28 protein-coding genes are annotated in these 26,998 nt (G+C 69.9%); 3 read left to right on the top strand and 25 right to left on the bottom strand.

Annotated features, from left to right (window positions below; all coding sequences use genetic code 11):
* Positions 1–12: 12 nt before the first annotated feature.
* Both murA and ACYVIH_RS01000 read right to left on the bottom strand, forming a co-directional pair.
* The gene (gene murA / locus ACYVIH_RS01005) at positions 13–1,299 is read right to left on the bottom strand and encodes a UDP-N-acetylglucosamine 1-carboxyvinyltransferase (protein ID WP_460864931.1); all 1,287 of its coding nucleotides are present in this window, start codon (positions 1,297–1,299) and stop codon (positions 13–15) included.
* On the bottom strand, positions 1,299–1,919 hold the full coding sequence (locus ACYVIH_RS01000) for a P-loop NTPase family protein (protein WP_460864929.1): 621 nt from the start codon (positions 1,917–1,919) through the stop codon (positions 1,299–1,301). The genes murA and ACYVIH_RS01000 overlap by 1 nt, the downstream gene beginning before the upstream one ends.
* Positions 1,920–1,994: 75 nt before the next feature.
* Between ACYVIH_RS01000 and ACYVIH_RS00995 the strand changes: the two genes are divergently transcribed.
* The 3 genes from ACYVIH_RS00995 to ACYVIH_RS00985 all read left to right on the top strand — a co-directional run bounded on the left by ACYVIH_RS00995 (position 1,995) and on the right by ACYVIH_RS00985 (position 5,404).
* Positions 1,995–2,567, top strand: coding sequence for a cob(I)yrinic acid a,c-diamide adenosyltransferase (locus tag ACYVIH_RS00995; RefSeq protein WP_460864927.1), 573 nt, complete (start codon positions 1,995–1,997; stop codon positions 2,565–2,567).
* Between the two features lie 459 nt (positions 2,568–3,026).
* On the top strand, positions 3,027–3,638 hold the full coding sequence (locus tag ACYVIH_RS00990; protein WP_460864924.1) for a TadE family protein: 612 nt from the start codon (positions 3,027–3,029) through the stop codon (positions 3,636–3,638).
* Positions 3,635–5,404 carry a pilus assembly protein TadG-related protein gene (locus ACYVIH_RS00985; protein WP_460864922.1) on the top strand — a complete coding sequence of 590 codons (1,770 nt, stop codon included), beginning with the start codon at positions 3,635–3,637 and terminating at the stop codon, positions 5,402–5,404. The genes ACYVIH_RS00990 and ACYVIH_RS00985 overlap by 4 nt, the downstream gene beginning before the upstream one ends.
* Before the next feature lies 1 nt (position 5,405).
* Here ACYVIH_RS00985 and ACYVIH_RS00980 read toward each other — a convergent pair whose 3' ends face one another.
* The 23 genes from ACYVIH_RS00980 to ACYVIH_RS00870 all read right to left on the bottom strand — a co-directional run bounded on the left by ACYVIH_RS00980 (position 5,406) and on the right by ACYVIH_RS00870 (position 26,924).
* The gene (locus ACYVIH_RS00980; protein ID WP_460864919.1) at positions 5,406–5,849 is read right to left on the bottom strand and encodes a DUF2550 domain-containing protein; all 444 of its coding nucleotides are present in this window, start codon (positions 5,847–5,849) and stop codon (positions 5,406–5,408) included.
* A gap of 59 nt (positions 5,850–5,908) precedes the next feature.
* The gene (locus ACYVIH_RS00975; RefSeq protein WP_460864917.1) at positions 5,909–6,310 is read right to left on the bottom strand and encodes a F0F1 ATP synthase subunit epsilon; all 402 of its coding nucleotides are present in this window, start codon (positions 6,308–6,310) and stop codon (positions 5,909–5,911) included.
* Positions 6,311–6,427: 117 nt separating this feature from the next.
* Entirely contained in the window at positions 6,428–7,885 is a 1,458-nt protein-coding gene (gene atpD / locus ACYVIH_RS00970) for a F0F1 ATP synthase subunit beta (RefSeq protein WP_460864915.1), read from the bottom strand.
* A gap of 5 nt (positions 7,886–7,890) precedes the next feature.
* Positions 7,891–8,826 (bottom strand): F0F1 ATP synthase subunit gamma, encoded by a 936-nt coding sequence (locus tag ACYVIH_RS00965; RefSeq protein ID WP_460864913.1) that lies wholly within the window; start codon positions 8,824–8,826, stop codon positions 7,891–7,893.
* Between the two features lie 3 nt (positions 8,827–8,829).
* Positions 8,830–10,470, bottom strand: a complete 1,641-nt coding sequence (atpA, locus tag ACYVIH_RS00960; protein WP_460864911.1) for a F0F1 ATP synthase subunit alpha — start codon at positions 10,468–10,470, stop codon at positions 8,830–8,832.
* Between the two features lie 54 nt (positions 10,471–10,524).
* A complete protein-coding gene (locus ACYVIH_RS00955) occupies positions 10,525–11,334 on the bottom strand; it encodes a F0F1 ATP synthase subunit delta (protein ID WP_460864909.1) in 810 nt (269 codons plus the stop codon).
* Positions 11,334–11,888, bottom strand: a complete 555-nt coding sequence (locus tag ACYVIH_RS00950) for a F0F1 ATP synthase subunit B (RefSeq protein ID WP_460864907.1) — start codon at positions 11,886–11,888, stop codon at positions 11,334–11,336. Before ACYVIH_RS00950 ends, ACYVIH_RS00955 begins: the two co-directional genes overlap by 1 nt.
* 34 nt (positions 11,889–11,922) lie before the next feature.
* The gene (locus ACYVIH_RS00945; protein WP_460865129.1) at positions 11,923–12,108 is read right to left on the bottom strand and encodes a F0F1 ATP synthase subunit C; all 186 of its coding nucleotides are present in this window, start codon (positions 12,106–12,108) and stop codon (positions 11,923–11,925) included.
* Positions 12,109–12,169: 61 nt separating this feature from the next.
* Positions 12,170–12,988 (bottom strand): F0F1 ATP synthase subunit A, encoded by an 819-nt coding sequence (gene atpB, locus ACYVIH_RS00940; protein ID WP_460864905.1) that lies wholly within the window; start codon positions 12,986–12,988, stop codon positions 12,170–12,172.
* Complete coding sequence (locus ACYVIH_RS00935; protein WP_460864903.1) at positions 12,985–13,236, bottom strand: AtpZ/AtpI family protein; 252 nt, start codon at positions 13,234–13,236, stop codon at positions 12,985–12,987. Before ACYVIH_RS00935 ends, atpB begins: the two co-directional genes overlap by 4 nt.
* 30 nt (positions 13,237–13,266) lie before the next feature.
* Entirely contained in the window at positions 13,267–13,701 is a 435-nt protein-coding gene (locus tag ACYVIH_RS00930; protein WP_460864901.1) for a hypothetical protein, read from the bottom strand.
* 122 nt (positions 13,702–13,823) lie between these two features.
* A complete protein-coding gene (locus ACYVIH_RS00925) occupies positions 13,824–14,963 on the bottom strand; it encodes a glycosyltransferase family 4 protein (RefSeq protein ID WP_460864899.1) in 1,140 nt (379 codons plus the stop codon).
* Positions 14,964–14,972: 9 nt separating this feature from the next.
* A complete protein-coding gene (locus ACYVIH_RS00920) occupies positions 14,973–15,644 on the bottom strand; it encodes an L-threonylcarbamoyladenylate synthase (RefSeq protein ID WP_460864897.1) in 672 nt (223 codons plus the stop codon).
* A gap of 4 nt (positions 15,645–15,648) precedes the next feature.
* Complete coding sequence (prmC, locus tag ACYVIH_RS00915; RefSeq protein WP_460864895.1) at positions 15,649–16,503, bottom strand: peptide chain release factor N(5)-glutamine methyltransferase; 855 nt, start codon at positions 16,501–16,503, stop codon at positions 15,649–15,651.
* Positions 16,500–17,573, bottom strand: coding sequence for a peptide chain release factor 1 (gene prfA, locus ACYVIH_RS00910; protein WP_460864893.1), 1,074 nt, complete (start codon positions 17,571–17,573; stop codon positions 16,500–16,502). Before prfA ends, prmC begins: the two co-directional genes overlap by 4 nt.
* An 87-nt stretch (positions 17,574–17,660) precedes the next feature.
* Complete coding sequence (gene rpmE, locus ACYVIH_RS00905; RefSeq protein WP_460864891.1) at positions 17,661–17,882, bottom strand: 50S ribosomal protein L31; 222 nt, start codon at positions 17,880–17,882, stop codon at positions 17,661–17,663.
* 135 nt (positions 17,883–18,017) lie between these two features.
* Complete coding sequence (locus ACYVIH_RS00900; protein WP_460864889.1) at positions 18,018–19,289, bottom strand: multidrug effflux MFS transporter; 1,272 nt, start codon at positions 19,287–19,289, stop codon at positions 18,018–18,020.
* On the bottom strand, positions 19,286–20,827 hold the full coding sequence (locus tag ACYVIH_RS00895) for an ATP-binding protein (protein WP_460864886.1): 1,542 nt from the start codon (positions 20,825–20,827) through the stop codon (positions 19,286–19,288). Before ACYVIH_RS00895 ends, ACYVIH_RS00900 begins: the two co-directional genes overlap by 4 nt.
* A 55-nt stretch (positions 20,828–20,882) precedes the next feature.
* Positions 20,883–21,257, bottom strand: a complete 375-nt coding sequence (locus ACYVIH_RS00890; RefSeq protein ID WP_460864884.1) for a response regulator transcription factor — start codon at positions 21,255–21,257, stop codon at positions 20,883–20,885.
* Positions 21,258–21,421: 164 nt separating this feature from the next.
* Entirely contained in the window at positions 21,422–23,326 is a 1,905-nt protein-coding gene (rho, locus tag ACYVIH_RS00885) for a transcription termination factor Rho (protein WP_460864882.1), read from the bottom strand.
* A gap of 282 nt (positions 23,327–23,608) precedes the next feature.
* Complete coding sequence (thrB, locus tag ACYVIH_RS00880; RefSeq protein WP_460864880.1) at positions 23,609–24,520, bottom strand: homoserine kinase; 912 nt, start codon at positions 24,518–24,520, stop codon at positions 23,609–23,611.
* A gap of 2 nt (positions 24,521–24,522) precedes the next feature.
* Positions 24,523–25,599 carry a threonine synthase gene (gene thrC / locus ACYVIH_RS00875; RefSeq protein ID WP_460864879.1) on the bottom strand — a complete coding sequence of 359 codons (1,077 nt, stop codon included), beginning with the start codon at positions 25,597–25,599 and terminating at the stop codon, positions 24,523–24,525.
* A complete protein-coding gene (locus ACYVIH_RS00870; protein ID WP_460864877.1) occupies positions 25,596–26,924 on the bottom strand; it encodes a homoserine dehydrogenase in 1,329 nt (442 codons plus the stop codon). Before ACYVIH_RS00870 ends, thrC begins: the two co-directional genes overlap by 4 nt.
* Positions 26,925–26,998 lie beyond the last annotated feature (74 nt).

Below are 26,998 nucleotides of genomic sequence, written 5' to 3'. Positions count from 1 at the left end.
GTCACAGGAGGATTACGGATCTGGCAGTTCCACTCGGCTGACGTCGGCGCCCAGCCCGCGCAGCGTCTCCACGAACTGCGGGTAGCCGCGGTCGATGTGGTGGGTCTCGGCGACCTCGGTGGCCCCCTCTGCCGCCAGGCCGGCGAGCACCAGCGCCGCTCCGGCCCGGATGTCGTGCGCGACCACCGGTGCGCCGGACAGCGTCTCCCGGCCGCGTACGACGGCGTGGTGCCCGTCGGTGCGCAGGTCGGCCCCGAGCCGGGCGAGCTCCTGGGCGAACATGAACCGTGCCTCGAAGACGTTCTCGGTGATCATCGCCGTACCGTCGCTGACCGAGGCCAGCGCCATCGCGAACGGCTGCAGGTCGGTGGGGAACCCCGGGTAGGGCAGCGTGACGACGTCGAAGGAGTCCAGCCGCCGGTCCACGCGGACCCGGAAGCCGCCCTCCCCCGCATCCACCTGCGCGCCCGCGGAGGCGAGCTTGTCCAGCGTGATGTCGAGATGGTCGGCGCGGCCGCCCTCGACCACGAGGTCCCCGCCGGCGATCGCCGCCGCGAACGCCCAGGTGCCGGCGACGATCCGGTCCGGCACGGTGGCGTGCTCGACCGGTCGCAACCGGTCCACGCCTTCCACGGTCAGCGTCGAGGTGGTCACCCCGTCGATCCGGGCGCCCATCTCGATCAGCATCTCGCACAGGTCGGCGATCTCCGGCTCCCGGGCGACGTTGTCGATCACGGTCCGCCCCGGGGTCAGTACGGCGGCCATCAGCAGGTTCTCGGTGGCGCCGACGCTGGGGAAGTCGAGCCACAGGTTCGCGCCCTTGAGCCCCTCGGGCGTCTCGGCCACGACGTCGCCGTGCTCGATGTGCACCCGGGCGCCGAGCTCCTCCAGCCCGGTGATGTGCATGTCGAGCCCGCGGGAGCCGATGTTGTCGCCTCCGGGCAGCGCCACCCGGGCGCGGCCGCATCGCGCGACCAGCGGCCCCAGCACGCTGATCGAGGCGCGCAGCCGGCGGACCAGGTCGTAGGGCGCCTCGTAGGACAGCTCCTCGGGTACGTCGATCGTGACCCGCCCGGCCAGGTCGTGACGCACCTCGACGGTGCAGCCGAGCCGCTCGAGCAGCCGGGCCATCACCTCGACGTCGAGGATGTCGGGCACGTTGCTGAGCACGGTCCGACCCGGAGCGAGCAGGGCGGCGGCCATCAGCTTCAACGCGCTGTTCTTGGCGCCGCCGACCCGCGCCGTGCCGTGCAGGGGGCGGGTCAGCGGGCCGTCCGAGATCACGCGGAACGCCTCCATCAGCCGGCCACCTCCTCGCCGGCCCCGAGATCCACGGGGCGAAGCCGCCGGATCCAGGCCTCCAGGTCCTTGGCGCGCGTGAAGCGAAGCACCCGCGGCTTGTCCGGGTCGGCCGCCCAGCCGCGGATCCGCTCGCGCTTGCGGTCGAAGGACCGGAAGTGCCAGCGGATGATCGAGTCGTCACCGAACAGCTGCCGCCAGGTCTCCACGTTCCCGTTGCAGACCGGTCGCTTGTCGACGACCCGGACGAGGGTCCGGCGCACCAGCCGCTGCAAGGAGAACCAGCGCGGGTAGTCGAGCGCGACCACCAGGTCGGCACGGGCCAGCGGAACTTCGGCCCAGTCCCCGTAGGCCGTGTCCAGCAGCCACACCTCGCGGCTGCAGATCTCGGCGATCCGGCGTCGCTGCTCGTCGGAGTCGACGCTGACCCAGCCCGGCTCCCAGGTCAGGTCGTCGACCGAGGTCCACGGGATTCCGGTCGCCTCGCTAATCCGTGCGGCCGCCGTGGTCTTCCCCGAGCCGGTGACGCCGTAGAGCAGCACCCTGCGGGCGCCGTCCAGCGGGTCGTCCGCGGTGCTCCCGGTGCCGCTCCGAGACTGCGGCTGGTCGAGATTGCGCATCCGTCGAAGATACTGCGACCTTTCCCACGCGACAGCACCTGCCGGTGACCGCCGTACCGGCTCTAGGGTGGCTGCATGGTCAACCTCACCCGCATCTACACCCGCACCGGCGACGAGGGGCAGACGCGCCTCGGCGACATGAGCACCACCACGAAGACGGATCTGCGGCTGCAGGCCTACGCCGACGTCGACGAGGCCAACGCCCACATCGGTGCCGCGATCGCGCTCGGTGAGCTCGACGACGACGTGGTGAAGGTGCTGACCACGATCCAGAACGACCTGTTCGACGTCGGCGCCGACTTCTGCACGCCCGTCGTCGAGAACCCCGAGTTCCCGCCGCTGCGGATCGAGCCGGAGTACGTCGACCGGCTCGAGGCGTGGTGCGACCAGTACAACGAGGACCTCGCCAACCTCCGCTCGTTCATCCTCAACGGCGGGACCAAGGGCGCCGCGCTGCTGCACGTCGCCCGCACGGTCACCCGCCGAGCGGAGCGGGCTGCCTGGGCGGCGTTCGGTGAGCACGGCGAGACGATGAACATCGTCGCGATCAAGTACCTCAACCGGCTCTCGGACCTGCTGTTCATCCTCGCCCGCTACGCCAACCGCGAGCAGGGCGACGTGCTCTGGAAGCCCGGCGGCGAGCGCTGAGATCGGGTGGTTGCGGGGGCGAGACGCGTCGGTGGTTGAGGAGGGCGAGGCGCCGCCCTGAGGAGGGTGAGGAACGAGCCCCGTCTCGAAGGGAACGAGCCCGTCTCGAAACCAGCGCGACCGCCCGCGGGCACTTGAACAGGCAGATCGGCCCGCTGGATCGCTCCAAGGCCGATCTTCCGCCGAGTATGCCTGTCGAAATGGCACAGCACCCTCCCGCGCGTTACCGCATACGACGCAAAACCGGACATCCCCGACAACTCCGGCTGCCCCGACTGGGTCATTGCGTACCACCGACCGGTCACGGCTAGCACACCGAGCGGACCAGATCGCACATTCCTTACCTTTTCGGCGTGTTCCCGTCGCTATGTTGCGTGGTGGGGGAAACCGGCAACGGGACCAACTGGGGAGGGAACCGTGCGAGGACGCCTGCGTGGGCAGAGACGGCAGAGGGGTGCCGTGGCGGTCGAGGCTGCCCTGATCACTCCCCTTCTGATCCTGCTCGTCTTCGGGATCATCGAGTTCGCCTTCGTCATGCGCGACCACGTTGCCGTGTCCTCAGCAGTCCGCACCGGCGCACGCACGGCGTCTGCCGCCGCTGACGCGGGCCAAGGGACCTGTGAAGGGATCCCCGACGCACCGACGTGCACCCCCGCTGGGTCGCCGGCGCTGGCTCAGGCGGCGGCCGACGCCATCCAGCGGGCGGGCAGCGCCATGCCTTCCGACTCGATCGACTACATCCTCATCTACAAGGCGAACGACAAGGGCTACCCCGGTGCCGACGGAAGCACGGCGATGCCCACGACGTGCGCAGGAGTGCCGAACTGCGTGCGCTTCACCTGGCGAGACGCCTTGGACAAGTTCCGCTACGCGGGCGGCAGCTGGGCGTCGGCGTCGATCAACGCCTGCATCAACGAGGCCGACAGCCTGGGGGTCTACATGCACGCGACGCACAAGAGCCTCACCGGTCTCTTCGGCGACACGTTCGGGATCAGCGACCACGTGGTCATGTCCTTCGAGCCGTTGCCGCACGACACCTGCAAGCCCGGCAGATTGATGGCCCACCCATGAACCGGCTCCGCGCGAAGAACGAAGGTGGATACGCCGCCCTCCTGGTGGCGATCCTGTTCCCGGCCGTGTTTCTGGGACTTGCGGCCGTCGCCGTCGACACCGCACGTTGGTACGTCGAGATCGAGCGGGCCCAGAAGGCCGCGGACGCGGCTGCGCTGGCAGGTGTGACGTGGATGCCTCAGGACCTACCGGCCGCCTCGGCCAAGGCGCGCGAGGTGGCGGCCCGCAACGGGTTCCCCGAGGGCGGGGGCCGCTCCGTCGCTGTCTCAGCCGGGGACCGCCCCAGCGAGCTGCGCGTGACGGTGACGAGCACCATCAGCAACACCTTCGGAAGACTGATCGGCGTTCCCAGCACCACGATCAGCCGCAGCGCCGTCTCGGACTACACAGGTCCTGCTCCGATGGGGAGCCCGTGCAACGTGTTCGGCAACGAGCCCCCGAGTCAGCCTGGCGCGGCCCAGCCGACCGGCAGCGTGCTTCCGGTCCCGGCCCTGCCGAACTGCACCTCCGAACCCTCCTTCTGGGCCGCCATCGAGGGGCCGGAGACCGACAAGGTCCAGGGTGACCGCTACAGCACCCGTGAGTGCGGCAGCACCGTCAGTGGGAGCCCGGTCTTTGGTTGCTCGTCGAACAAGAACGACGAGTACCGGCCTGAGGGCTACTTCTTCGTGGTGAAGGTGGCGAAGGAAGCCGTCGGCAACCCCATCAGTGTGCAGTTGTACGACCCAGCCTTCATCTACACCAGTGTCGACTGCGGGATCCTCTCGGACGGTCATTCCTGGGGGAACAAGGCCAACGAGTTCGTCACCAACGACGCCACCCAACGCTACGACGATGAGAGCGGCATCTACTGCAGTGGTGACTACTTTCCGGGTCGCAACGGCAACAGCGGGAAGTGGGAGCCGCCGACGACCACGTTCGTTCTTCGCGAGCAGACCGACACCCAGAACCCGCTCGCGGCGACGCCGATCAGCGGATGCACGAAGCAGTTCGCAGGCCGCAGCCAAAAGCCCCAGCTCAAGGAGCTCTGGGACGACCAGAAGGACTACGACCGGGGGCTGGCGAAGGTGTTCCACAGCTGGGTCGAGCTGTGCACCTTCACGCCGACACGCGAGGGCGACTACTACCTCCAGGCACGCACCAACGTGGAACTCGGCGGCACCGCGGAGGCCAACACCGGCGGAATGATCTACCGCGACAACCCTGCGGCAGCGGCTGCCACGGGTAACACCGACGACGGGGAGGGACTCAACGCGTTCGCCATCCGGGCGGCTGTCGGGTCGAACCTTGGGTCGTCGGTATCGGTGGCGGGTTGGTCCCGGATGCCGATCCTTCAGAACGTCCCTCGCAGCACCGCCCGGTTCAACCTCATCCGAGCGGTGCCCGGGGCAGCCGGTCAGTACATCTCGTTCAAATTTTACGACGCAGCCGACGGTGCGACCGGGAGCGGAGGAAGCGTTCGGGTGATCCGGCCCGCGGACGCGACCGGGTCGATAACAGAGTCCACGAACCTGAAGGGATGCAAGGGCGCCATCAACTCAGGCACCCAGTTCTCCTTGACGAACTGCACCGCGCCGGTCAAGAACCTGACCCACGACGGCCAGGTCCAGGAGATGACGATCCCGCTCCCGGCTGACTACGACTGCGACTACACCTCACCGGGCGGCTGCTGGTTCCAGGTCGAGGTCAAGTTCCCTGGGAACGTCACCGACTTCACCACCTGGGACGCCTCGATCGGTGGCGACCCCGTGCGCCTCGTCGAGTAGCTCAGCGGCGGCGGAGGCGCTGACCGGGCGGGGCGGCCTCGAGCCAGGCGAGGAACCCGGTCAGCGCGGCGGGGCTCATCGCGACCTCGAGCAGCCCGGTCGGGGTGTTGCACAGGACGATCGTGTGCCCGGAGTAGAGCGAGTACGACTCGGCACCCTCGGGATCGCGGCGCCCGGCGTACTCGAGCTCACCCCGGGAGAAGCGCAGCTTCGGGCCCGGCGCGAGCGAGAAGATCCGGAACCACTCGAGGTAGTCGCCGTTGTAGCGGCCGACCCCCAGAACCCAGCCGCGCCCGGCCCTGGCGGACCGGACGCGGACGCTGAACTCGAAGGTCCCGCCGTCGCGGGAGATCCAGCGACGACGGATGACCAGGGCGAGGCCGTAGAGGAGGGCAAGCAGCAGCAGGGCACCGGCTGCGTCCAGCAGCCACACCCACCACGCCATCTATCCCCTCCGCATCGTCGGCTCGTCCGGGCAGGTTCCGTGGGTACCCCGCGGGAACCTCAGGATGCCCGCTCGACGGCGCGGATGCGAGCCGTGGCGCGACGGATGGCCTCCTCGGCCTCGGCCTCGGTCTCGTACTCGCCGGCGGAGCGAGCCCGCTCGAGCTCGGCCCGAGCCTTCTCGAGGTCGATCTCGTGCGACATCTCGGCGTGCTCGGACAGGATCGAGATGCGGTTGTTGGCCACGGACAGGAAGCCGGCGTCGACCGCCGCCACCCAGGTCTCGCCCTCGGCAGTCTGTACGTCGACCACCCCGTCGACCATGAGCGAGAGCATCGGGGCGTGGTTCGGCAGGATGCCGACATCGCCCTCCGTGGTGCGGGCGATCACCATCTTGGCCTCGCCGGACCACACGAGCCGGTCGGCTGCGACCAGCTCAACCTGAAGCAGGTCGTCACTCACGCGGACTCCTCATGTGTAGAGATTCGGTTGGGATCGAGATCCTTGGTGATCCCGTCCCGCGAGGTCCGGCGGTTGTCCACCATGCCCCGCGGGACGGGGTCGCTCTGGGGAAGAACCTCAGAGGTTCTTCTGGATCTCGGCCCACTTGCGCTCGACGTCGTCGAGGCCACCGCACATGAAGAAGGCCTGCTCCGCGACGTGATCGTACTCCCCGTCGGCGATCTTCGTGAAGGCCTCGATCGTGTCCTCGATCGGCACGGTCGAGCCCTCGATGCCGGTGAACTGCTTAGCGACGTAGGTGTTCTGCGACAGGAACCGCTGGATACGACGGGCCCGGGACACGATGATCTTGTCCTCTTCGGAGAGCTCGTCGACACCGAGGATCGCGATGATGTCCTGCAGCTCCTTGTTGCGCTGCAGGATCTGCTTCACGCGGACCGCGGTGTTGTAGTGGTCCTGGCCGATGAACCGCGGGTCGAGGATCCGCGACGTCGAGGTCAGCGGGTCCACGGCCGGGTAGATACCCAGCGACGCGATCTCACGCGAGAGCTCGGTGGTGGCGTCCAGGTGCGCGAACGTGGTCGCCGGGGCCGGGTCGGTGTAGTCGTCGGCCGGCACGTAGATCGCCTGCATCGAGGTGATCGAGTGACCGCGCGTCGAGGTGATCCGCTCCTGGAGCTGACCCATCTCGTCGGCGAGGTTGGGCTGGTAGCCCACCGCGGACGGCATCCGGCCGAGCAGCGTGGACACCTCGGACCCGGCCTGGGTGAACCGGAAGATGTTGTCGATGAACAGCAGCACGTCCTGCTTCTGCACGTCGCGGAAGTACTCCGCCATCGTCAGCGCGGACAGGGCGACGCGCAGACGCGTGCCCGGCGGCTCGTCCATCTGGCCGAACACCAGGGCGGTCTGCCCGATGACGCCGGCCTCCTCCATCTCCACGATCAGGTCGTTGCCCTCACGGGTGCGCTCGCCGACACCGGCGAACACCGACACACCACCGTGGTCCTTGGCGACACGGGCGATCATCTCCTGGATGAGCACCGTCTTGCCGACGCCCGCACCACCGAACAGGCCGATCTTGCCGCCCTGGACGTAGGGGGTGAGCAGGTCGATGACCTTGATGCCGGTCTGGAACATCTGGGTCTTGGACTCGAGCTGGTCGAAGGCAGGTGCCTTGCGGTGGATGCCCCAGCGCTCGTTGACCTCGAAGCGCTCGCCCTCCTTGAGGTTGAGCACATCACCGGTCGCGTTGAACACGCGGCCGAGGGTCTCGTTGCCCACCGGGACACTGATCGGGCCGCCGGTGTCCTGCACGCGGGCGCCGCGGACCAGGCCGTCGGTGGGCTTCAGCGAGATGGCGCGGACCATGCCGTCACCGATGTGCTGGGCGACCTCGAGCGGCAGCGTGCGGGTCTCCCCGCCGAGCTCGTAGTCGACGGTCAGCATGTTGTAGATCTCGGGCATCGCGTCCACGGGGAACTCGATGTCGACCACGGGGCCGATCACGCGCGCGATGCGACCGACGCCCCCAGCACCCTGCTCGGTGCCGCGCTCTTCAATCGTGGCAGTCATTTCTTTCACTCACTCCCGGCAGTCGCATCGGCGAGCGCGTTCACGCCGCCGACAATCTCGCTGATTTCCTGGGTAATCCCCGCCTGGCGGGCCTGGTTGGCCAGCCGGGTGTACTTCTTGATGAGCTCTTCGGCGTTGTCGGTCGCGGCCTTCATCGCCCGCTGGCGAGCCGCGAGCTCCGAGGCCGCGGCCTGCAGCAGCGCGAAGTAGATCCGGCTCTGCACGTAGCGCGGCAGCAGCCCGTCGAGCACCTCGGCCGCGGACGGCTCGAACTCGTAGAGCGGCAGCAGCTCCTCCGGCTCGGGCTTGGTCTCGCCCTCGACGACCTCGAGCGGCAGCAGGCGTACGGCGGTCGGCTCCTGCACCAGCATCGACTTGAAGCGCGTGTAGACCACGTGCACCTCGTCGACGCCCTCGACGTCCTCGGTGGGCTCCTCGGCGTTCTCCGTGCCGACCAGGAACGCCTCGATCAGCCGGTCGCCGATCTCGCGGGCCACGTCGTAGGTGGGCTGGTCGGAGAACCCGCTCCACTGCGCGACGATCGGACGGCGACGGAAGTTGAAGTACGCCACGCCCTTGCGCCCGGAGATGTAGGTGTCGACCTCCTTGCCCTCCTCGCGCAGCTTCTCCGCGAGGCGCTCGGCCTCCTTGATCACGCTGGAGGAGTAGGCCCCTGCCAGACCCCGGTCGCTGGTGACGATCAGGATCGCCGCGCGACGCGGGTTCTCCGGCTCCGTGGTCAGCGGGTGGTCGACGTTGGAGTACGTCGCCACCGCTGACACGGCCCGGGTCAGCTCGCGGGCGTACGGCGCGGCCGCCTGGGCCCGCTGCTGCGCCTTGATGATGCGGGACGCAGCGATGAGCTCCATGGCGCGCGTGATCTTCTTCATCGACGAGACGGACTTGGTCCGCGCTCGCAGCTCACGCACAGAAACGGCCATGGGTCAGCCCCGCTTCTGCTTGACGATCTGCTCCTGCTCGACCTCTTCCTCGGGAAGAGCCTCGTGCTCCTCCTTGCCGGCCTTGATCGAGCCACCGTCGGAGGTCTCGAACTGGTCGAGGAAGGACTCGTAGGCGCCCTCGAGAGCGTGCTCGGTGTCGTCGGTGAAGTTGTTCGACTCACGGATCGCGTCGAGGATGCCCGCGTGCTCGCGACGCAGGTAGTCGAGGAACTCGCTCTCGAAGCGCAGCACGTCGTCGACCGGGACCTTGTCGAGGCGGCCGGTGGTGCCGGTCCACAGCGACACGGTCATCTCCTCGACCGGGTACGGCGAGTACTGCGGCTGCCGCAGCAGCGCCATCAGGCGCGAGCCACGGTCGAGCTGCTGGCGCGACGCGGCGTCGAGGTCGGAGGCGAACATCGCGAACGCCTCCATCGCGCGGTACTGCGCGAGGTCGACCTTGAGCGAACCGGTGACCTTCTTGATCGCCTTCGTCATCGCGGCGCCACCGACGCGGGACACCGAGATACCGACGTCGATCGCGGGCCGCTGGTTGGCCGCGAACAGGTCGGACTGGAGGAAGATCTGGCCGTCGGTGATCGAGATGACGTTGGTCGGGATGTAGGCCGAGACGTCGTTGGCCTTGGTCTCGATCAGCGGCAGACCGGTCATCGAGCCGGCGCCGAGCTCGTCGGACAGCTTCGCGCAACGCTCGAGCAGGCGGCTGTGCAGGTAGAAGACGTCACCGGGGTACGCCTCGCGGCCCGGCGGACGACGAAGCAGCAGGGACACTGCGCGGTAGGCCTCGGCCTGCTTGGTCAGGTCGTCGAAGACGATCAGGACGTGCTTGCCCTGGTACATCCAGTGCTGACCGATCGCGGAGCCGGTGTAGGGCGCCAGGTACTTGTAACCGGCGGAGTCGGAGGCGGGGGACGCCACGATCGTGGTGTACTCCAGCGCGCCGGCCTCCTCGAGCGCGCCGCGCACAGCAGCGATCGTGGAGCCCTTCTGGCCGATGGCGACGTAGATGCAGCGGACCTGCTTCGACGGGTCGCCGGTCTCCCAGTTCTGCTTCTGGTTGATGATCGTGTCGAGCGCGATCGCGCTCTTGCCGGTGGCCCGGTCACCGATGATCAGCTGACGCTGACCACGGCCGATCGGCGTCATCGCGTCGATCGCCTTGATGCCGGTGGCGAGCGGCTCGTGCACCGACTTGCGCATCATCACGCCCGGAGCCTGGAGCTCGAGCGCACGACGGCTGTCGGTCTCGATCTCGCCCATGCCGTCGATCGGGTTGCCCAGCGGGTCGACCACGCGGCCGAGGTAGCCCTCGCCGACGGGCACCGAGAGCACCTCGCCGGTGCGGCGGACCGTCTGGCCCTCCTCGATCCCCTCGAAGTCACCGAGGATGACGACACCGATCTCGCGGGTGTCGAGGTTCAGCGCGAGGCCGTAGGTGCCGTCCTCGAACTCCAGCAGCTCGTTGGCCATGGCCGAGGGCAGTCCGGTCACCCGGGCGATGCCGTCGCCGGCCTCGGCAACCGTGCCGACCTCCTCGCGGCTCGCCGTCTCGGGCTTGTACTCCGACACGAAGCGCTGCAGCGCGTCCCGGATCTCCTCCGGACGGATCGAAAGCTCCGTCATTTGATGTCCCTGCTCTTTCGTCTCTTCAGGTCTGGGGTCTGCGGTCCGGCTGGGTCAGCCGGCGAGGCGGCGGCGTGCTTCCTCGAGGCGGCTTGCGACGGTGCCGTCGATGACGTCGTCACCGATCTCGACCTTGACACCGCCGACCACGTCGGGGTCGACGACGACGTTGAGGTGCACGGGGCGGCCGTACTGCCGTGCCAGCACACCCTGCAGACGCTGGCGGTCCGCGTCGCCGAGCTCACGCGCGGCACGGACCGTGGCGACGAGCCGGTGCCGGTTGGCGGCGGCGACCTTCTCGTAGTGCTCCACCGCGAGGGCCACCGTGCGGTGGCTGCTCACGACGGCCTGCTTCGCCAAGCGTACGGTCGCCGCGGTGACGCGACCCTCGAGCAGGCTGTCGAGGAGGGCGTGCTTGTCCTCGACCGACCGCGCAGGGTCCGACAGCGCGTCGCGCAGCTCGGGGTTCTCGGTGATCAGGCGCTCGAGACCGAAGAGCTCCCTCTCCAGGGTGTCGGCCTGTCCGGCCCGGTCCGCGCCCTTGACCAGCGCGATCACACCGAGCTCCTCCAGCGCGTCCGCGAGGTCGCGGGTGGCCGCCCAGCGCTGGGCGACCGCGCTGCCGACCAGGTCCATCGACGTCGCGTCGAGCTGCTCACCGAGCAGGCTGCGGGCGAAGTCGGACTTGGCCGACGGCTGGAGCGACAGGTCCGTCGCCACCCGGCGCAGGCTCGGCTCACGGCGCAGGAGCGCCGAGACCGCGAACAGGTCCTCGGCGATCCTGGCTGCGTCGGAGCCGCTCTCGACGGCCGAGCCGAGCTGCTCGGTCAGCCGCTCGAGCGAACCGGCGGAAGCACCTCGCATCAGACGGCTCCGTTCCCGGAGGTCTGCTCGGACTCGAGGTCGGCCAGGAAGCGCTCGACCACCCGGCTCTGGCGAGCCTCGTCGTCGAGAGCCTCACCGACGATGCGGCCGGCGAGCGAGGTCGCGAGTGCCCCGACCTCCGCACGGAGCGAGGTGACCGCCTGCTGGCGCTCGGCCTCGACCTGGGTGTGCGCGTGCTCGACGATGCGCTCAGCCTGCTCCTGGGCCTGCTGCCGCATCTCGGCCACGATGGCCGCGCCCTGCTCGCGAGCTTCCTCGCGGATCCGGGCAGCCTCGTGACGGGCCTCGCTGAGCTGCTGCTCGAGCTGGGCGAGCTTGGCGTCCGCCTCGGCCTGCTTGGTCTCGGCGGCCGCGAGGCCGCCCTCGATCGCCTCGGTGCGCTCCGCGAACGTCTTCTCGAAGTTCGGAACGACGAACTTCTTGACGGCGAGGTAGAGCAGACCGAAGACGACCAGCGCGAGGACGATCTCCACCGGGTGCGGGATCAGGGGGTTGAGCTTCTCCCCCCCGGCCGCGAGGGTGATCGAGTTCATGGGCGTGGTCCTTCGTCAGTGCAGATGGGCGGACTTAGAGCACGAAGGCGAGCGCGATACCGATGATGGCCAGCGCCTCGGCGAGGGCGAAGCCGAGGATCGCGATCGGCTGCAGGCGGCTCTGTGCCTCGGGCTGACGGGCGACGCCGTTGATGTAGGCGGCGAAGATCAGACCGATTGCCAGGCCCGGACCCACAGTCGCGAGACCGTAGCCCAGCATGTTCAGGGAGCCTTCCACGTTCTTTCCTTTCGGTTGGTACTACTGGTTACAACTGCGGATCTCAGTGCTCTTCGGACAGAGCGCTCGAGATGTACATGGCGGTCAGGAGGACGAAGACGTAGGCCTGCAGGAACTGGATCAGCAGCTCCAGGAAGCTGATCAGGATGAACATCAGCCAGGCCACCGGGCCGGCGACCTTGACCAGGCCGGCGCCGTGCAGGAGGAGGTACTCACCACCGAGGGCGAACAGGATCAGCAGCAGGTGGCCGGCGAACATGTTCGCGAAGAGACGGAGGGCCAGCGTGACCGGCCGGACCAGGATGTTGGAGAAGAACTCCAGCGGGATCAGCAGGATCAGGATCGGGCCCTTGGTGCCGGCCGGGATCGTGGAGTTCCTCAGGTAGCCGCCGAGACCGAACCGCTTGACGCCGACGCCGTTGTAGACGACCCAGCTGAGCAGGGCGAGACCGTAGGCGATGCCGGCGCGGGAGAACGTCGGGAACTGGAAGAACGGCACCGACGCCATCAGGTTGTTCACGAGGATGAAGAAGAACAGCGCGAACAGGTACGGCACGAACCGCATGAAGTCGTGGCTGCCGATGATGTCGCGGCCCAGGCCGTTGCGGACGAAGCCGTAGCCGGCCTCACCGACGTACTGAAGCTTGCCGGGCACCATCGAACGCTGCTTGGCGGCGTAGTAGAAGAAGGTGAAGACGAGTACGGCGGCCAGCACGAGCTGGATCATCGGCTTGGTGACGCCGAGGTACATGGTCTGACCGAGGAACTCGAAGGTGTTGTCCGGACCGACCGGAGGCAGGTTGAAGTCGCCGGGGCCCGGAGCGATGAACCCTTCGCTCTCTTCGCGGGTTACGAAGCTCACTCAGTCTCCTCTTGATCCTTGGAGCGCGGGCCGGACCGAAGGCCGAACCGCTGGAACGTCATGTACAAACCCAGTCCTGCGCCGAGCACGATGCCGACCACGACCAGGAAGGAGGTCCCCAGCCAGCGGTCCGCGAGCCAACCCAGCAGCCCGTAGAAAGCCACACCGGTGACCAGGTAGCTGAACGCGTGCCAGGGGTCGCCCCCCGGAGACCGTCCGTCGGGAGCGGAGGAGGGTTGCGGAGTCATCGCGCACCGGACAATAGCAGCCGCATCGGGTCATCGGACACTCGCCTCCGCCCCCTGGGAAGGCAGGTCGTAGAGCAGCACCCGGGCCCGCATGTTGACCACGACCTGGGCCAGCGTCCACGCCAGCGTCGCGGCGATCACACCGGCCGCGAGCCAGGTCCGGTCCAGGCTCTCGTCGAGCGCCCCCGAGCGGGCCAGGCCCGCGAAGACGGCGGTCACCGCGGCCAGCTGCAGCGCGTAGGTCATCAGCGCGAACACCAGGGAGAGGGAGGGCATCAGCCGCGCGACGACACCGACGGTGAGGTTGCCGAAGGCGAACACGACGGTGACGGCGACCGACCCGACGGCCGCGGCGAGCGCGGCCGTGGACCCGGCGGCCAGAGCCCCGGCGATGACGAGCACCACGCCCACGACCGCTGCGGCCACGGCGGGGCCGAGCAGGAAGCGCGAGGTTGCGGTCGTCATGAGGCGGCCGATCTGTCGGGTCCGAAAGGGCTCGAGGTGCGACATTTTCGACGGGACCAAAGTCCCGTCGAGGACGCTTGTGAAAACTAGCACAAAGTCCTCGGGCGGAGAAAATCGGTGGTCTAGAGGCCGGACACCGGGGTGGTGCCGGGGCGGTGGAACCGAGGCAGGTAGAAGGTCAGCGCGACGGTCACCACGACCCACACGACGAGGACCACGGTGGTCAGCGTCCCCGAGTAGAGGCTGCCCAGGACCCCGCCGAAGGCGATCAGCGACGCCCACAGCCACATGATCAGCACGGCCCGGCGGTGCGAGTGCCCGATCTCCAGCAGCCGGTGGTGCAGGTGCTGCTTGTCGGGTGCGAACGGCGACCGGCCGGCCCGGGTGCGACGCACGACGGCCAGCACCAGGTCGACGAACGGGACGATCAGGATCGCGATGGGCAGGATGATCGGCAGCAGCGTGGGGAGCAGGTTGGCCTCCCCTCCCCCGCCGCCCTGCCGCAGGTCGACGGCGGCGAACTGGCCGGTCAGGGTCAGCGCCGAGCCGGCGAGGACCAGGCCGATCAGCATGGAGCCCGAGTCGCCCATGAAGATCCGGGCCGGGAAGAAGTTGTGCGGCAGGAACCCGGCCGTCGCTCCGGCGAGCGCCGCGGTCAGCAGGGCCGCGGTGATCGCCAGCGTCTCGCCGTTGGCGTCGGCGAGCTTGTAGCTGAAGGCGAAGAACGCCACCGCGCCGATCCCTATGACACCGGCCGCGAGCCCGTCGAGGCCGTCGACGAAGTTCACCGCGTTGACCGTGGCGACGACCACCACCACGCTCGCCAGCGCGGCCTGGTTGGGGTCGAGCGAGAACTGCTCGCCGCCGGGGAGCTGGAACGAGTAGTACTGCACGTCGAAGAACACCAGGAAGCCGGCCGCGACGAGCTGCCCGCCGAACTTCGTCAGCGCGTCGAGCTCGAGCAGGTCGTCGAGCACCCCGACCGCGCAGATCAGGCCGCCGGCGACCAGCACCACCCCGGCGTCCCGGAAGATCTGGTCGTCGCTCAAGGACAGGAACGGCAGGTGGCGCGCCACGGCGTACCCCGCACCGAGACCGCCCAGCATCGCCACCCCGCCGAAGTACGGGATCGGGATGGCGTGCACGTCGCGGTCGCGGACCTTGGCCACGGCCCCGGTGCGCAGCGCGATCTCCCGGGCCACCACCCCGAGCAGGTAGGTGACGACCGCGGAGACCAGGAAGACGGTGAGGTACTCGCGCACGGGTGGCGGCTACCCCCGGCTCTTCTCGGGACCCTCGATCTGCACGCCGACCGGGGCGACGACCTCGTTCAGCCGCTCCAGCGAGATCGCCCCCAGCCGGAGCACCACCCCGGTCTCACCGGTGCAGTCGACGATCGTCGAGGGAACCGCGCCGGGAGTGGGACCGCCGTCGAGCAGCACCTCCACGGAGTCGCCGAGCATCTCCTCGGCCGCGTCGGCGTCGGTGGCGGCGTCCTTGCCGGTGAGGTTGGCGCTGCTGACCGCCAGCGGACCGGTGCGCGCGAGCAGCTCGAGCGCGACCGGGTGGTCGGGCATCCGCACCGCGACGGTCCCGCGGGTGTCGCCGAGGTCCCACTGGAGGGAGGGCTGCTGCCGGCACACGATGGTCAGCGGGCCGGGCCACAGCTCGGCGATCAGGGCCCGGGCGTACGACGGAACGCCGACCGCGAGCGCGTCGAGCGTGGTGGGCGCGGACACCAGCACCGGCGGCGGCATGTCACGCCCGCGTCCCTTCGCGGCGAGGAGCCGGCGCACCGAGGCGGAGTCGAACGCATCGGCCCCGACGCCGTACACGGTGTCGGTGGGCAGGACCACGAGCTGGCCCCGCTGAACGGCGAGCGCGGCAGCCGCGATGCCTGCCTCGCGCTCGGTCTCGTCGTGGGTCTCGAACCGGTTGCTCACGCGATCATCGTGCCAGCCGCGCGGTCACGAACCGCGGCCGACCTGCCAGGTCCGGGTTGTCCCGTACGTCGATCCAGCGACCGGCCTGCGCGAACACCGCCGGCGCCGACTCGCGCTGCACCTCGGCGTGCTCGGCACCGACCACTGCCCCGGGCCGCAGCAGCCGGGCGGCGACCCGCTCCAGCACGCGCATCGCGTCGAGGCCGTCCTCCCCGGACCACAGCGCCAGGGCAGGGTCGAAGTCGCGGGCCTCCGCGGCGACCGACTCGTAGGCCTCCAGCGGGATGTAGGGCGGGTTGCAGACGATGACGTCCACGGTGCCGTCGAGGTCGCCGAAGGCATCGGCCATGTCCCCCTGACGCAGGTCCACGCCGGTGCCCTCCAGGTTGCGCGCCGCCCAGGCGTAGGCACCCTCGTCGAGCTCCACGGCGTGCACCTCGGCGCCGGGCACCTCCGTCGCGAGGGCCAGCGCCATCGCCCCGGACCCGGTGCACAGGTCCACCACCACCGGGCTGCGTCCCTCGGCGAGGACCTCCCGGGCGCGGTCCACGCCCCACCCGGCGAGCACCTCGGTCTCGGGTCGGGGCACGAAGACCCCCGGTCCGACGGCCAGCTCGACGTAGCGGAACGCCGCGCTGCCGAGCAGGTGCTGCAACGGTTCGCGGTTCGCCCGCCGCTCGACGAGCCGGGTGAACTCGGCCGCCCGGTCCGCGTCGACAGCGGCGACGAGGGAGAGCGCCGGGCGGGTGGTGCCCAGGATGTGGGCGAGCAGCTCGGCGGCGTCGTACTCCGGGGAGGCCACGCCGGCCGTATCCAGCCGTCGCGCCGCCTCGGACAGCAGCGCGCGGGTGCTCGTCACGACTCCAGCGCCTCGAGCCGGTCGGCGAGGTCGGCCTGGACACAGGAGTCGATCACCGGCTGGAGGTCACCGCCGAGCACCGCGTCGAGGTTGTAGGCCTTGTAGCCGGTGCGGTGGTCGGAGATCCGGTTCTCGGGGAAGTTGTAGGTCCTGATCCGCTCGGAGCGGTCGACGGTGCGCACCTGCGACTTGCGGGCATCCGACGCCTCGGCGTGCGCCGCCTCCTCGGCGGCGGCGAGCAGCCGGGCCCGCAGGATGCGCATCGCCTGCTCCTTGTTCTGCAGCTGGCTCTTCTCGTTCTGGCAGGAGGCGACGATGCCGGTCGGGAGATGGGTGATCCGCACCGCGGAGTCGGTCGTGTTCACGCTCTGCCCACCCGGCCCGGAGGAGCGGTAGACGTCGATGCGCAGGTCCTTGTCCTCGATCGTGACGTCGACCTGCTCGGCCTCCGGCATCACCAGCACGCCGGCCGCGGAGGTGTGCACCCGGCCCTGGCTCTCGGTCACCGGCACCCGCTGCACCCGGTGCACCCCGCCCTCGAACTTCAGCAGTGCGAAGGGGGCCTCGCCCGGCTCCGGGGTGCCCTTGGCCTTCACCGCGACGGTGACCGACTTGTAGCCGCCGAGGTCGGACTCGGCGGCGTCGATCTGCTCGACCTTCCAGCCCCGCCGCTCGGCGTAGCGGGTGTACATCCGCAACAGGTCGCCGGCGAACAGCGCCGACTCCTCGCCGCCCTCGCCGGACTTGATCTCGAGGATGGCGTCCTTGGAGTCGCTCGGGTCACGCGGCACGAGCAGGTGCCGCAGCCGCTCCTCGAGCGTCTCGCGGCGGCTCTCGAGGGCACCGGCCTCGTCGGCGAACGACGGGTCCTCGGCGGCGAGCTCGCGGGCGGCCTCGATGTCGTCCCCGAGCTGCTGCCACTCCCGGTAGGCGCGCACGATCGCGCTCAGCTCGGCGTACCGCTGGTTGAGCTGCTTGGCCAGGCCCGGGTCCGCGTGGATGCTGGGGTCGGCCAGACGCACCTCGAGGGCAGCGTGCTCCTCGACCAGGCCTTCGACTGCTTCGAACATGGGCGCACCCTCGACTCTCGGTGGGACGGGGAGACAGACGAAGCGCCGGCCCCCGCAGTGCAGCGTGGGACCGGCGCTCGTGTGAAGCTACTTCTTCGCAGCGTCCTTCTTGGCGTAGCGCGCCTCGAACCGGGCCACGCGGCCACCGGTGTCGAGGATCTTCTGCTTGCCGGTGTAGAACGGGTGGCACTGCGAGCAGACGTCGGCGTGGATGGTGCCGCTCGTGGCGGTGCTACGCGTGGTGAAGGTGTTGCCACACGTGCAGGTCACCTGGGTCTCGACGTAGTCGGGGTGGATGTCCTTCTGCATGATTTCCTCTCGGGTTCCATGGCCGCCGGGTCGTGCTCCGCGGATGGGGCACGTGAACCGGAACCAGCGTCCAAGTCTGCCAAACAACGGCGGCAATCGGTAATTCCGCGCCTGCCGCCGTGGCGCTGCCGGCTCTCAGTCCAGCCCGACGGTGGGGTCGCGGCGTACGACGGTGAACATCAACGTCGCGGCCAGCGCGGTCACCGTCACCATCACCGCACCCATCGGCACCGGCGTGGAGGACCCGAACAGCCCGACCAGCGGCGCGATCAGCGCGCCGATGCCGAACTGGACCGCACCCAGCATCGCCGCCGCGGTGCCTGCCGCCTCGCCGTGCCGGGTCAGCGCGAGCGCCGGGGTGTTGGGCAGCGACAGGCCGACCGAGGCGATCACCACGCCGAGGGGCACGAGCACCGCGGCCAGGCCGCCGACCCCGGTGAGACCGACCACCACCAGCACGCCGGCTGCGGCCAGGCCCACCAGCATCGCCCCGGTCAGCACGTTGAGGATCCCGAGCCGCCGGATCAGCATCGGGTTGAACTGGGAGGCCACGGTCAGCCCTGCGGCGTTCGCACCGAAGACGAGACCGAAGGACACCTCGCTGAGCCCGTAGCCGTCCTGGAGGACGAACGAGGCGCCTGCGACGTAGGCGAACATCGCCGACATCATCAGACCGCCCATCAGGACCAGCGCCACGAAGGACCGGTCCCGGAGCAGGCTCCGGTAGGTGGCGAGCGTCGCGGCGGGGCGAGCCGGCCGGCGACGCTCCGGCGGCAGCGTCTCGCGCAGCCCGAGCACCGCCACGCCGATCAGCACCACCGCGGCAGCGGCCAGGACCGCGAAGATCCCCCGCCAGGAGGTGAACTCGAGGAGGGCGCCGCCGATGGTCGGCGCGAGGATCGGCGCCAGGCCGATCACGAGCATCAGCCGCGACATCAGGCGGGCGACCGCGTAGCCGGAGAACAGGTCACGCACCGTGGCCATCGCGACCACGGAGATCGCCGCCCCGGCGAAGCCCTGCAGCACCCGCACCGACGCCAGGACCACGATCGTGGGGGCCAGCGCCGCCAGCACGGACGCGACCGCGTGGGTGGCGAGGCCGAGCAGCAACGGACGTCGGCGCCCGAAGGCGTCGGACAGCGGACCGATCACCAGCTGCCCGAACGCCAGGCCCGCGAGCATGCCGGTGAGGGTGAGCTGGGTGGCGGAGGCGGAGGCGTTCAGCTCCGCCGACAGCTCGGGGAACGCCGGCAGGTACATGTCGATGGTCAGCGGGCCGAGCGAGATGAGCGCGCCGAGGACCAGCACGAGCTGCAGGTAGCGGCGACCGGTGGGACCGGTCGCCGGCACCTGGGTGCGGGGGGCCTGGGTCTCCGGTGCGCTGGTCGCCTGGGGTGCGGTGGTCACCTGGAGCTAATGGCCGATTCGGCCGAGATATTCCTGTGTGCCTGGTCACCGGCCAGGGGTACGACGAGCCGCACGGTGGTGCCGAGGCCCTCGGTGGAGTCGATGTCGAGCCGGCCGCCGTGGTTGTCGACGATGGTCTGCACGATCCTCAGGCCCAGCCCGGTGCCGCCGATCTCGGCCTCGACGGCGTTGGACGCCCGGAAGAACCGGCTGCCCAGCGTGGCCAGCTCCGCGGCGGGGATGCCGATCCCGTGATCGACCACCGAGACCACGGCCTGGCCGTCGAACTCCGACAGCCGGATCAGCACCTGGCTGCCCGAGGGGCTGAACTTGATCGCGTTGGTGACCAGGTTGAGCATCGCGCGGGACAGCTGCCCGGCGTCGCCGTTGACCACGACCGGGTGGCCGGGGTTGGACTCGCGGACCTTCACCCCGGCGCGGGCCGCGATCGCCGCGACGTCGTGGGCGACGTCGGAGGTGAGGTGGCCCATGTCGACGAGGTCGAACGTGGTGCGGAACGCGTCGGACTCGACCCGGGACAGCGTCAGCAGGTCCTCGATCAGGTTGCGCAGGCGCCCGACGTTGCGCCGGACCACGGCCAGCATCTGCATCTGGCGCGGCTCGGCCACGTCGGCGAAGTCGTCCTCGAGCAGCTCCAGGTAGCCCGCGATGCTGGTCAGCGGTGTCCGCAGCTCGTGGGAGACGGTCGAGACGAACTCGTCCTTGGCCTTGTCGAGGGCCTTGAGCTGGCTCACCACGCGCTCCTCCAGCTCACGCGAGCGCTGGTTCTCCTCGGCGAGCGTGTTGAGTGCCGAGGCGACACCCCGGATCTCTCGCGGTCCGTCGACGGGCGCCCGGGCGGCGAGGTTGCCGGAGGCGAGCTGCTCGACGACGTCCTCCATCTCCCGCAGCGGCTCGTTGACCCGGCGTACCATCCGCACACCCAGCACGCCGGTGACCGCCAGGCCCAGCAGGGAGACCAGCGCGACGACCGCGATCACCGCACGGGCACGGGCGCTCGACTGGTCACCGCGCGCGTTGATCGCGGCGTTGATGCCCTCCGAGAGCGCGTCGTTGGCGTCGGTGAGGCGCTCGAAGGTGACGTCCCCGTCGAGGAGGTACGCCGTGGAGACCGCTCCGGGCTCGCTGCGCGCCAGGCCCTCGGTGTAGGACGCCCAGTCGGCGACCAGCCGGGTCTGCTCCTGGACCAGCCCGGCGAGCGCCGCGTCGTCCTCGAGCAGGATCTCGAGGTGTCGGAGCTCGACCTGGGACTCCTGAAGCGACTGCTGGTACTTCTCGAGGAACTGGTCGTCGCCGGACAGCAGCCAGCCGCGCACAGCCGACTGGGCGACGGCAACGTCGTTGCGCATCGCGATGTTGCTGTAGGCGGCGGGCCGGTAGTCGTCGACGAGCACCCCGACGTCGTCGCTGAGCGAGGTCACCCCGACGGCCCCTCCCCCGGCGACGACCGTGACGAGAAGGACCATGCCGAGCATCAGCATGATCACCTGGTCCCGGATCGAGTCGGCGCGCCTCATCACGGGCCGCAGTCCGGTGTGGGCGGCCTCAGCCGGGGGGCGTGACGCTTCCCATTCACGCACCACTCCGCTGCAGGACCGCAGCCACGCGCGAGGCGAGCTCGCGGGGGCTGAACGGCTTGACCACGTAGTCGTCGGCGCCGACGTTGAAGCCCTGCTCGATGTCGGTCTCCTGGGCTCGGGCGGTCAGGAGGATCACCGGGATGCCGGCCAGGGCCGGGTCGGCCCGCAGCTCACGGCAGGCGTCGAAACCGCTCATGCCGGGCATCATCACGTCGAGCACGGCGAGGTCGGGGACCTCCTTGCGGCAGGCCTCCACCGCGGCGGCACCGTCTCCGACGGGGACCACCTCGTGCCCCGACTGCTGGAGCTTGAAGACGACGAGGTCGCGGATGTCTGCATCGTCATCGGCGACGACGATCTTTGCCATGCCCACCCCGAGTGAGAGAAGTGTCGGGTTTGTCCCGCTAGTCGGTTCCGAGGATACCGACGAAAGGGTGGTCCGCGTGGCGAAACGGCTCTCTCCACAGGGATACGCCGAGGGCGGGACATCTCTGCCCCGCCCTCGGTCGCTCGTGCCGTTCCCGCGACGTCTCAGTCGCCGTCGCGCCCGTTGCCGGCGGTGGGCGTGGTCTTCTGCACCTGCATCAGGAACTCGACGTTGCTCTGGGTCTTCTTCAACCGCTCGAGCAGCAGCTCGAGGGCCTGCTGACCGTCGAGGCCGGAGAGCACCCGGCGGAGCTTCCAGACGATCGCGAGCTCCTCCTTGCTCATCAGGAGCTCCTCGCGGCGGGTGCCGGACTGGTCCACGTCGATGGCCGGGAAGATCCGCTTGTCCGCGAACTCCCGGCGCAGGCGCAGCTCCATGTTGCCGGTGCCCTTGAACTCCTCGAAGATCACCTCGTCCATCTTCGAGCCGGTCTCGATGAGCGCCGTGGCGAGGATGGTCAGCGAGCCGCCGTCCTCGATGTTGCGCGCGGCACCGAAGAACCGCTTCGGCGGGTACAGCGCCGAGGAGTCCACACCACCGGAGAGGATCCGCCCGCTCGCCGGGGCGGCGAGGTTGTAGGCACGGCCGAGCCGGGTGATCGAGTCGAGCAGGACCACCACGTCGTGGCCGAGCTCAACGAGTCGCTTGGCCCGCTCGATGGCGAGCTCGGCGACCGTGGTGTGGTCGGTCGCGGGCCGGTCGAAGGTCGAGGCGATGACCTCGCCCTTCACCGTGCGCTGCATGTCGGTGACCTCCTCGGGACGCTCGTCGACGAGGACGACCATGAGGTGGGTCTCGGGGTTGTTGGTCGTGATCGCGTTGGCGATCGCCTGCAGCACCATCGTCTTGCCGGCCTTGGGCGGGGAGACGATCAGTCCGCGCTGGCCCTTGCCGATCGGGGCGACGATGTCGATCACCCGGGTGATCAGCTGGTGCGAGTCGGTCTCGAGACGCAGCCGGTCCGAGGCGTAGAGCGGGGTCAGCTTCGAGAACTCGACCCGCTTCTTCGCCGCCTCCACGTCGCCACCGTTGATGGTGTCGAGCCGGACGAGCGGGTTGAACTTCTCCTTGCGGTCACCCTCCTGCGGCTGGCGCACGAGCCCGGTGATCGCGTCGCCCTTGCGGAGTCCGTACTTGCGGACCATCGACAGGGAGACGTAGACGTCGTTGGGCCCGGGCAGGTAGCCGCTGGTGCGCACGAAGGCGTAGTTGTCGAGCACGTCGAGGATGCCGGCGACCGGCACCAGGACGTCGTCCTCGGTGATCTGCGGCTCCGCCTCGTCGCGGCGCGGCGCTCGCCCGCCGCCGCCCTCGCGGTTGCGGTCACGCCCCCGGCGGCGCCGGCCGCGCCGACCCCCGTCGCGGTCGTCCCGGTCGCCGCGGTTGTCGTCCCGGTTGTCGCCGCGGTCCTGCTGGTCACCACGGTCGCGCTGGTTGCCGCGGTCCTGCTGGTCGCCACGCTCACGCTGGTTGCCGCGGTCCTGCTGGTCACCACGCTCACGCTGGTTGCCGCGATCCTGCTGGTCACCACGCTCACGCTGGTCTCCGCGGTCGCGCTGGTTGCCGCGGTCCTGCTGCTCACCACGGTCGCGCTGGTTCTGCTGGTCTCCGCGGTCAGACTGCTCACCGCCGTCGCGCCGGCTCTCCTGCTGGTCGCCGCGGTGCTGCTGGTCCTGCCGGCCCTGCTTCTGCTCGCCACCCTGCTCCCGACGCGGCCGCGAGGCCTGCTCACGGACGGGCTGCTCCTGCGCGGTGGGAAGCTCGGGCTGGCCGGCGTCGGCCGGCTTCGCGCTGCGCGCCACGCGCGTCTGCGGCTGTGCCTCGGGCTGGCCGCCGCCCTGGCCCCCGGACTGGGCCGCCTTGATCGCATCGATCAGCTGGCTCTTGCGCATGCCGCCGATGCCCTTGATGCCAAGACCGGCTGCCACCTGCTTGAGCTCGGGAAGCAGCATGCCGCTCAACCCGGTGCCGGAGCGGCGCTTGGGAGCAGCTTCGGTAGTTTCCGTCACGTGAGGTCCTTCCCACGTTCGCGGCCGGCCCAGGGAGACCCGGCGGCCGATGTTGTTGTGGATGTTCCTACGCCGAGTCCGACGGGCATGGGTCACAGGACCGGCATGCAACCGGGGAGATCGCGAGGAAGAGAATGCGCCACCCACGGGCCAGACAGAGTGATGAGGTCTGGAACATGTGGCGCTCTTGCAGCGTAGCACCAACGACGGTGCCCGGCGTCATATGGGTCACAACACAGCGAAACCGTTGGAGCATTCCGATGTCGCGGCCGCCGTACTCGCTCAGCAGCCGCCGCTGACCTTCACACCCGCGGACTCCACGGGCAGCGTGGCGACCTCCCAGCCGTCGGGGACGCTGCGGCGTACGTCGCTCTCGGTGGACGAGTCGACGAAGGCGAGCACGGTCGGTCCGGCACCGGAGATCACCGCCGCGATCCCCCGGGCACGGAGCCGCTGCACCAGCCCGAGGCTCTCGGGCATCGCCGCCTCCCGGTAGCGCTGGTGCAGGAAGTCCTCGGTGGCCGCGTGCAGCAGCTCGGGCCGGCCGCTGAGGGCGACGACGAGCAGGGCCGCACGGGCCGCGTCGGCAGCGGCGTCGGCGTGGGGCACCGTGTCGGGCAGCAGCCCGCGTGCGACGGTGGTGTTCAGCGGCTCCGGTGGGACGAACACCACCACGCGCACCCGAGGGTCGACCGACACGACGGTGGCCGAGTGCCCCTCGGGCCCCGACAGCGCGATCGTGAACCCGCCGTAGAAGGCAGGCGCGACGTTGTCGGGGTGTCCCTCCAGCCGCGCCGCCAGCGAGAAGACGGCGTCGTCGTCCATGAGCAGCGACCCGCCGGCGACCAGACCGCGGGCCAGGCAGATGCCGCCGACGATGGCGGCCGAGGAGGAGCCGAGGCCCCGGCTGTGCGGGATCACGTTCTGGCAGTGCAGGCTCAGGCCCGGTGTCTCGCAGCCCATCTCCGCGAACGCCTCGCCCATCGCGCGGTACACCAGGTGCGACTCGTCGAGCGGCACCTCGTCGGCGCCCATGCCGTTCACGGTCAGCCGCAGGCCGGGCTCGGCGCTGACCTCGCCGGTGAGCACGTCGCGCAGACCGAGGGCGATCCCGAGCGAGTCGAAGCCGGGGCCGAGGTTCGCGCTCGTCGCCGGCACCGACACCTCGACCGGGCCGGTCACGAAGGTGGGCATCGTCAGTGCAGCCCGGCTGCCTCTGCAGCGGCGTCCACGTCAGGGTCGACCACCGTGTCGACGAGGTCGGTGAACGTGGACAGCGCGGTGTCGGTGTCCTTCAACCCGTGGCCCGTCACCGTCACCACCATCGTCTTGCCGGCGAAGCTCTCCCCCGCAGCCAGGTCCTGGAGGATGCCGGCGACCCCGGCGGCCGAGGCCGGCTCGACGAACACACCGTCCTCCTGGGCGAGCTGACGCTGCGCGGCGAGGATCTCCTCGTCGGTCACCGCGCGGAACCGTCCCCCGGACTGGTGGGCGGCGTCGACCGCGAGCTGCCAGGAGGCGGGGTTGCCGATCCGGATCGCCGACGCGACGGTCTCGGGGTCGCTCACCGGGGCACCGGAGACGAACGGCGCCGCGCCGGCCGCCTGCCAGCCGAGCATCCGCGGCTTGCGGGTGCTCATCCCGGCCTTCTCGTACTCGAGGTAACCCTTCCAGTACGCCGAGATGTTGCCGGCGTTGCCGACCGGGAGCACGTGGACGTCGGGGGCGTCGCCGAGGAAGTCGACGATCTCGAACGACGCGGTCTTCTGTCCCTCGAGCCGCATCGGGTTCACGGAGTTCACCAGGGCGACGGGGTACTTCTCCGCGAGCTGGCGCGAGATCCGCAGGCAGTCATCGAAGTTGCCGAGCACCTGGATCACCTGCGCGCCGTGCACGATCGCCTGCGCGAGCTTGCCCGCGGCGATCTTGCCCTGCGGGATCAGCACCAGCGGCTTGATCTGCGCCCGGGCGGCGTAGGCGGCCATCGACGCCGAGGTGTTGCCGGTCGAGGCGCACACGACCGCCTCTGCGCCCTGGCCGACCGCGACCGAGAGCGCGACCGTCATCCCGCGGTCCTTGAAGGACCCGGTCGGGTTGTTGCCCTCGACCTTCAGCCACACGTCGGCCCCGGTCAGCTCCGAGAGCCACCGGCTGTCGACCAGCGGGGTGCCGCCTTCGCGCAGCGTGACGGTCGGCGTGCCGGCCGGCAGGTCGAGCCAGTCGCCGTACTCCTCCATCACCCCACGCCACTGGTGGGCGGTCGGCGTGCTCATTCGCTCTCTCCCTCGACTCGCATGATCGACGACACGTCGTGCACGAACTCCTTGGTGCGCAGCGCCTCCACGGTGGCCGACAGCGCGGCGTCGGTCGCCCGGTGGGAGACCACGACGAGCTGGGCGTCGGCGCCGTGTCCCTCCTGGCGGACGGTCTGCAGGGAGACTCCGTGCTCGGCGAAGACCTGGGCGATCTGGGCGAGCACACCGGCCTTGTCGTCCACGTCGAAGGCGACGTGGTAGCGCGTCATCGTGCTGCCCATCGGCAGCACCTCGCACTGGGCGTAGGCGGACTCGCCGACCCCGCGCACGTCGTTGAGCCGGTTGCGCGCGATCGTGACCAGGTCACCGAGCACGGCGCTCGCGGTCGGCGCGCCGCCGGCGCCGGGACCGTAGAACATCAGCTGTCCCGCGGCGTCGCTCTCGACGAACACCGCGTTGTAGGCCTCGCGAACGCTGGCCAGCGGGTGCGACCTCGGGATCATCGCCGGGTGCACGCGCGCCGAGACCGCCGGGCCCTCGGGCCCTTCGGTGAGCTCGCAGATCGCGAGCAGCTTCACCACGCTGCCCATGTCGCGGGCCGAGGCCACGTCGCCGGCGGTCACCTCGGAGATGCCCTCGCGGTAGACGTCGGCGGCGGTGACCCGGGTGTGGAAGGCCAGGCTCGCCAGGATCGCGGCCTTCGCGGCGGCATCGAAGCCCTCGACGTCGGCGGTCGGGTCGGCCTCGGCGTAGCCGAGCTCCTGGGCCTCCTCGAGCGCCTCGCTGAAGCCGGCGCCGGAGCTGTCCATCTTGTCGAGGATGAAGTTCGTGGTGCCGTTGACGATGCCGAGCACGCGGCGCACCTTGTCCCCGGCGAGAGACTCCCGCAGTGGACGCAGGATCGGGATGGCGCCGGCCACCGCGGCCTCGTAGTACAGGTCGCGGCCGGCCTTCTCGGCGGCGGCGAACAGCGTGCTGCCGTCCTCGGCGAGCAGCGCCTTGTTGGCGGTGACGACCGAGGCGCCGTTCTCGAGCGCGGCCAGGATCAGCGACCGGGCCGGCTCGATCCCGCCGATCACCTCGATCACCAGGTCGAGGTCTCCGCGGGTCACCAGACCCATCGCGTCGGTCGTCAGCAGCTCGGCGGGGACCTCGGCGTCCCGGGGAGCATCGAGGCGGCGTACGGCGACCCCGACGAGCTCGATCGGCGCACCGACCCGTGCCGTGAGGTCGTCGGCGTGCTCATGCAGCAGCCGGACCACCTGGCTGCCGACCGAGCCGCAGCCGAGCAGGGCGAGCTTCAGGGGTGGGTGCACAGCAACCTCGTCACTCTTGCCGTCCATGGCGTTCATCTTGGGTCATGTCCTCGGATCTCCGCCGACGGGGGCGAGCCCGTCCGCTCACTGAGACGCAGCTG

This window comes from Nocardioides pakistanensis, from assembly GCF_054781215.1.
Note: the sequence above shows the minus strand (reverse complement) of the source record. Positions and strands in the feature narration are given on the sequence as shown.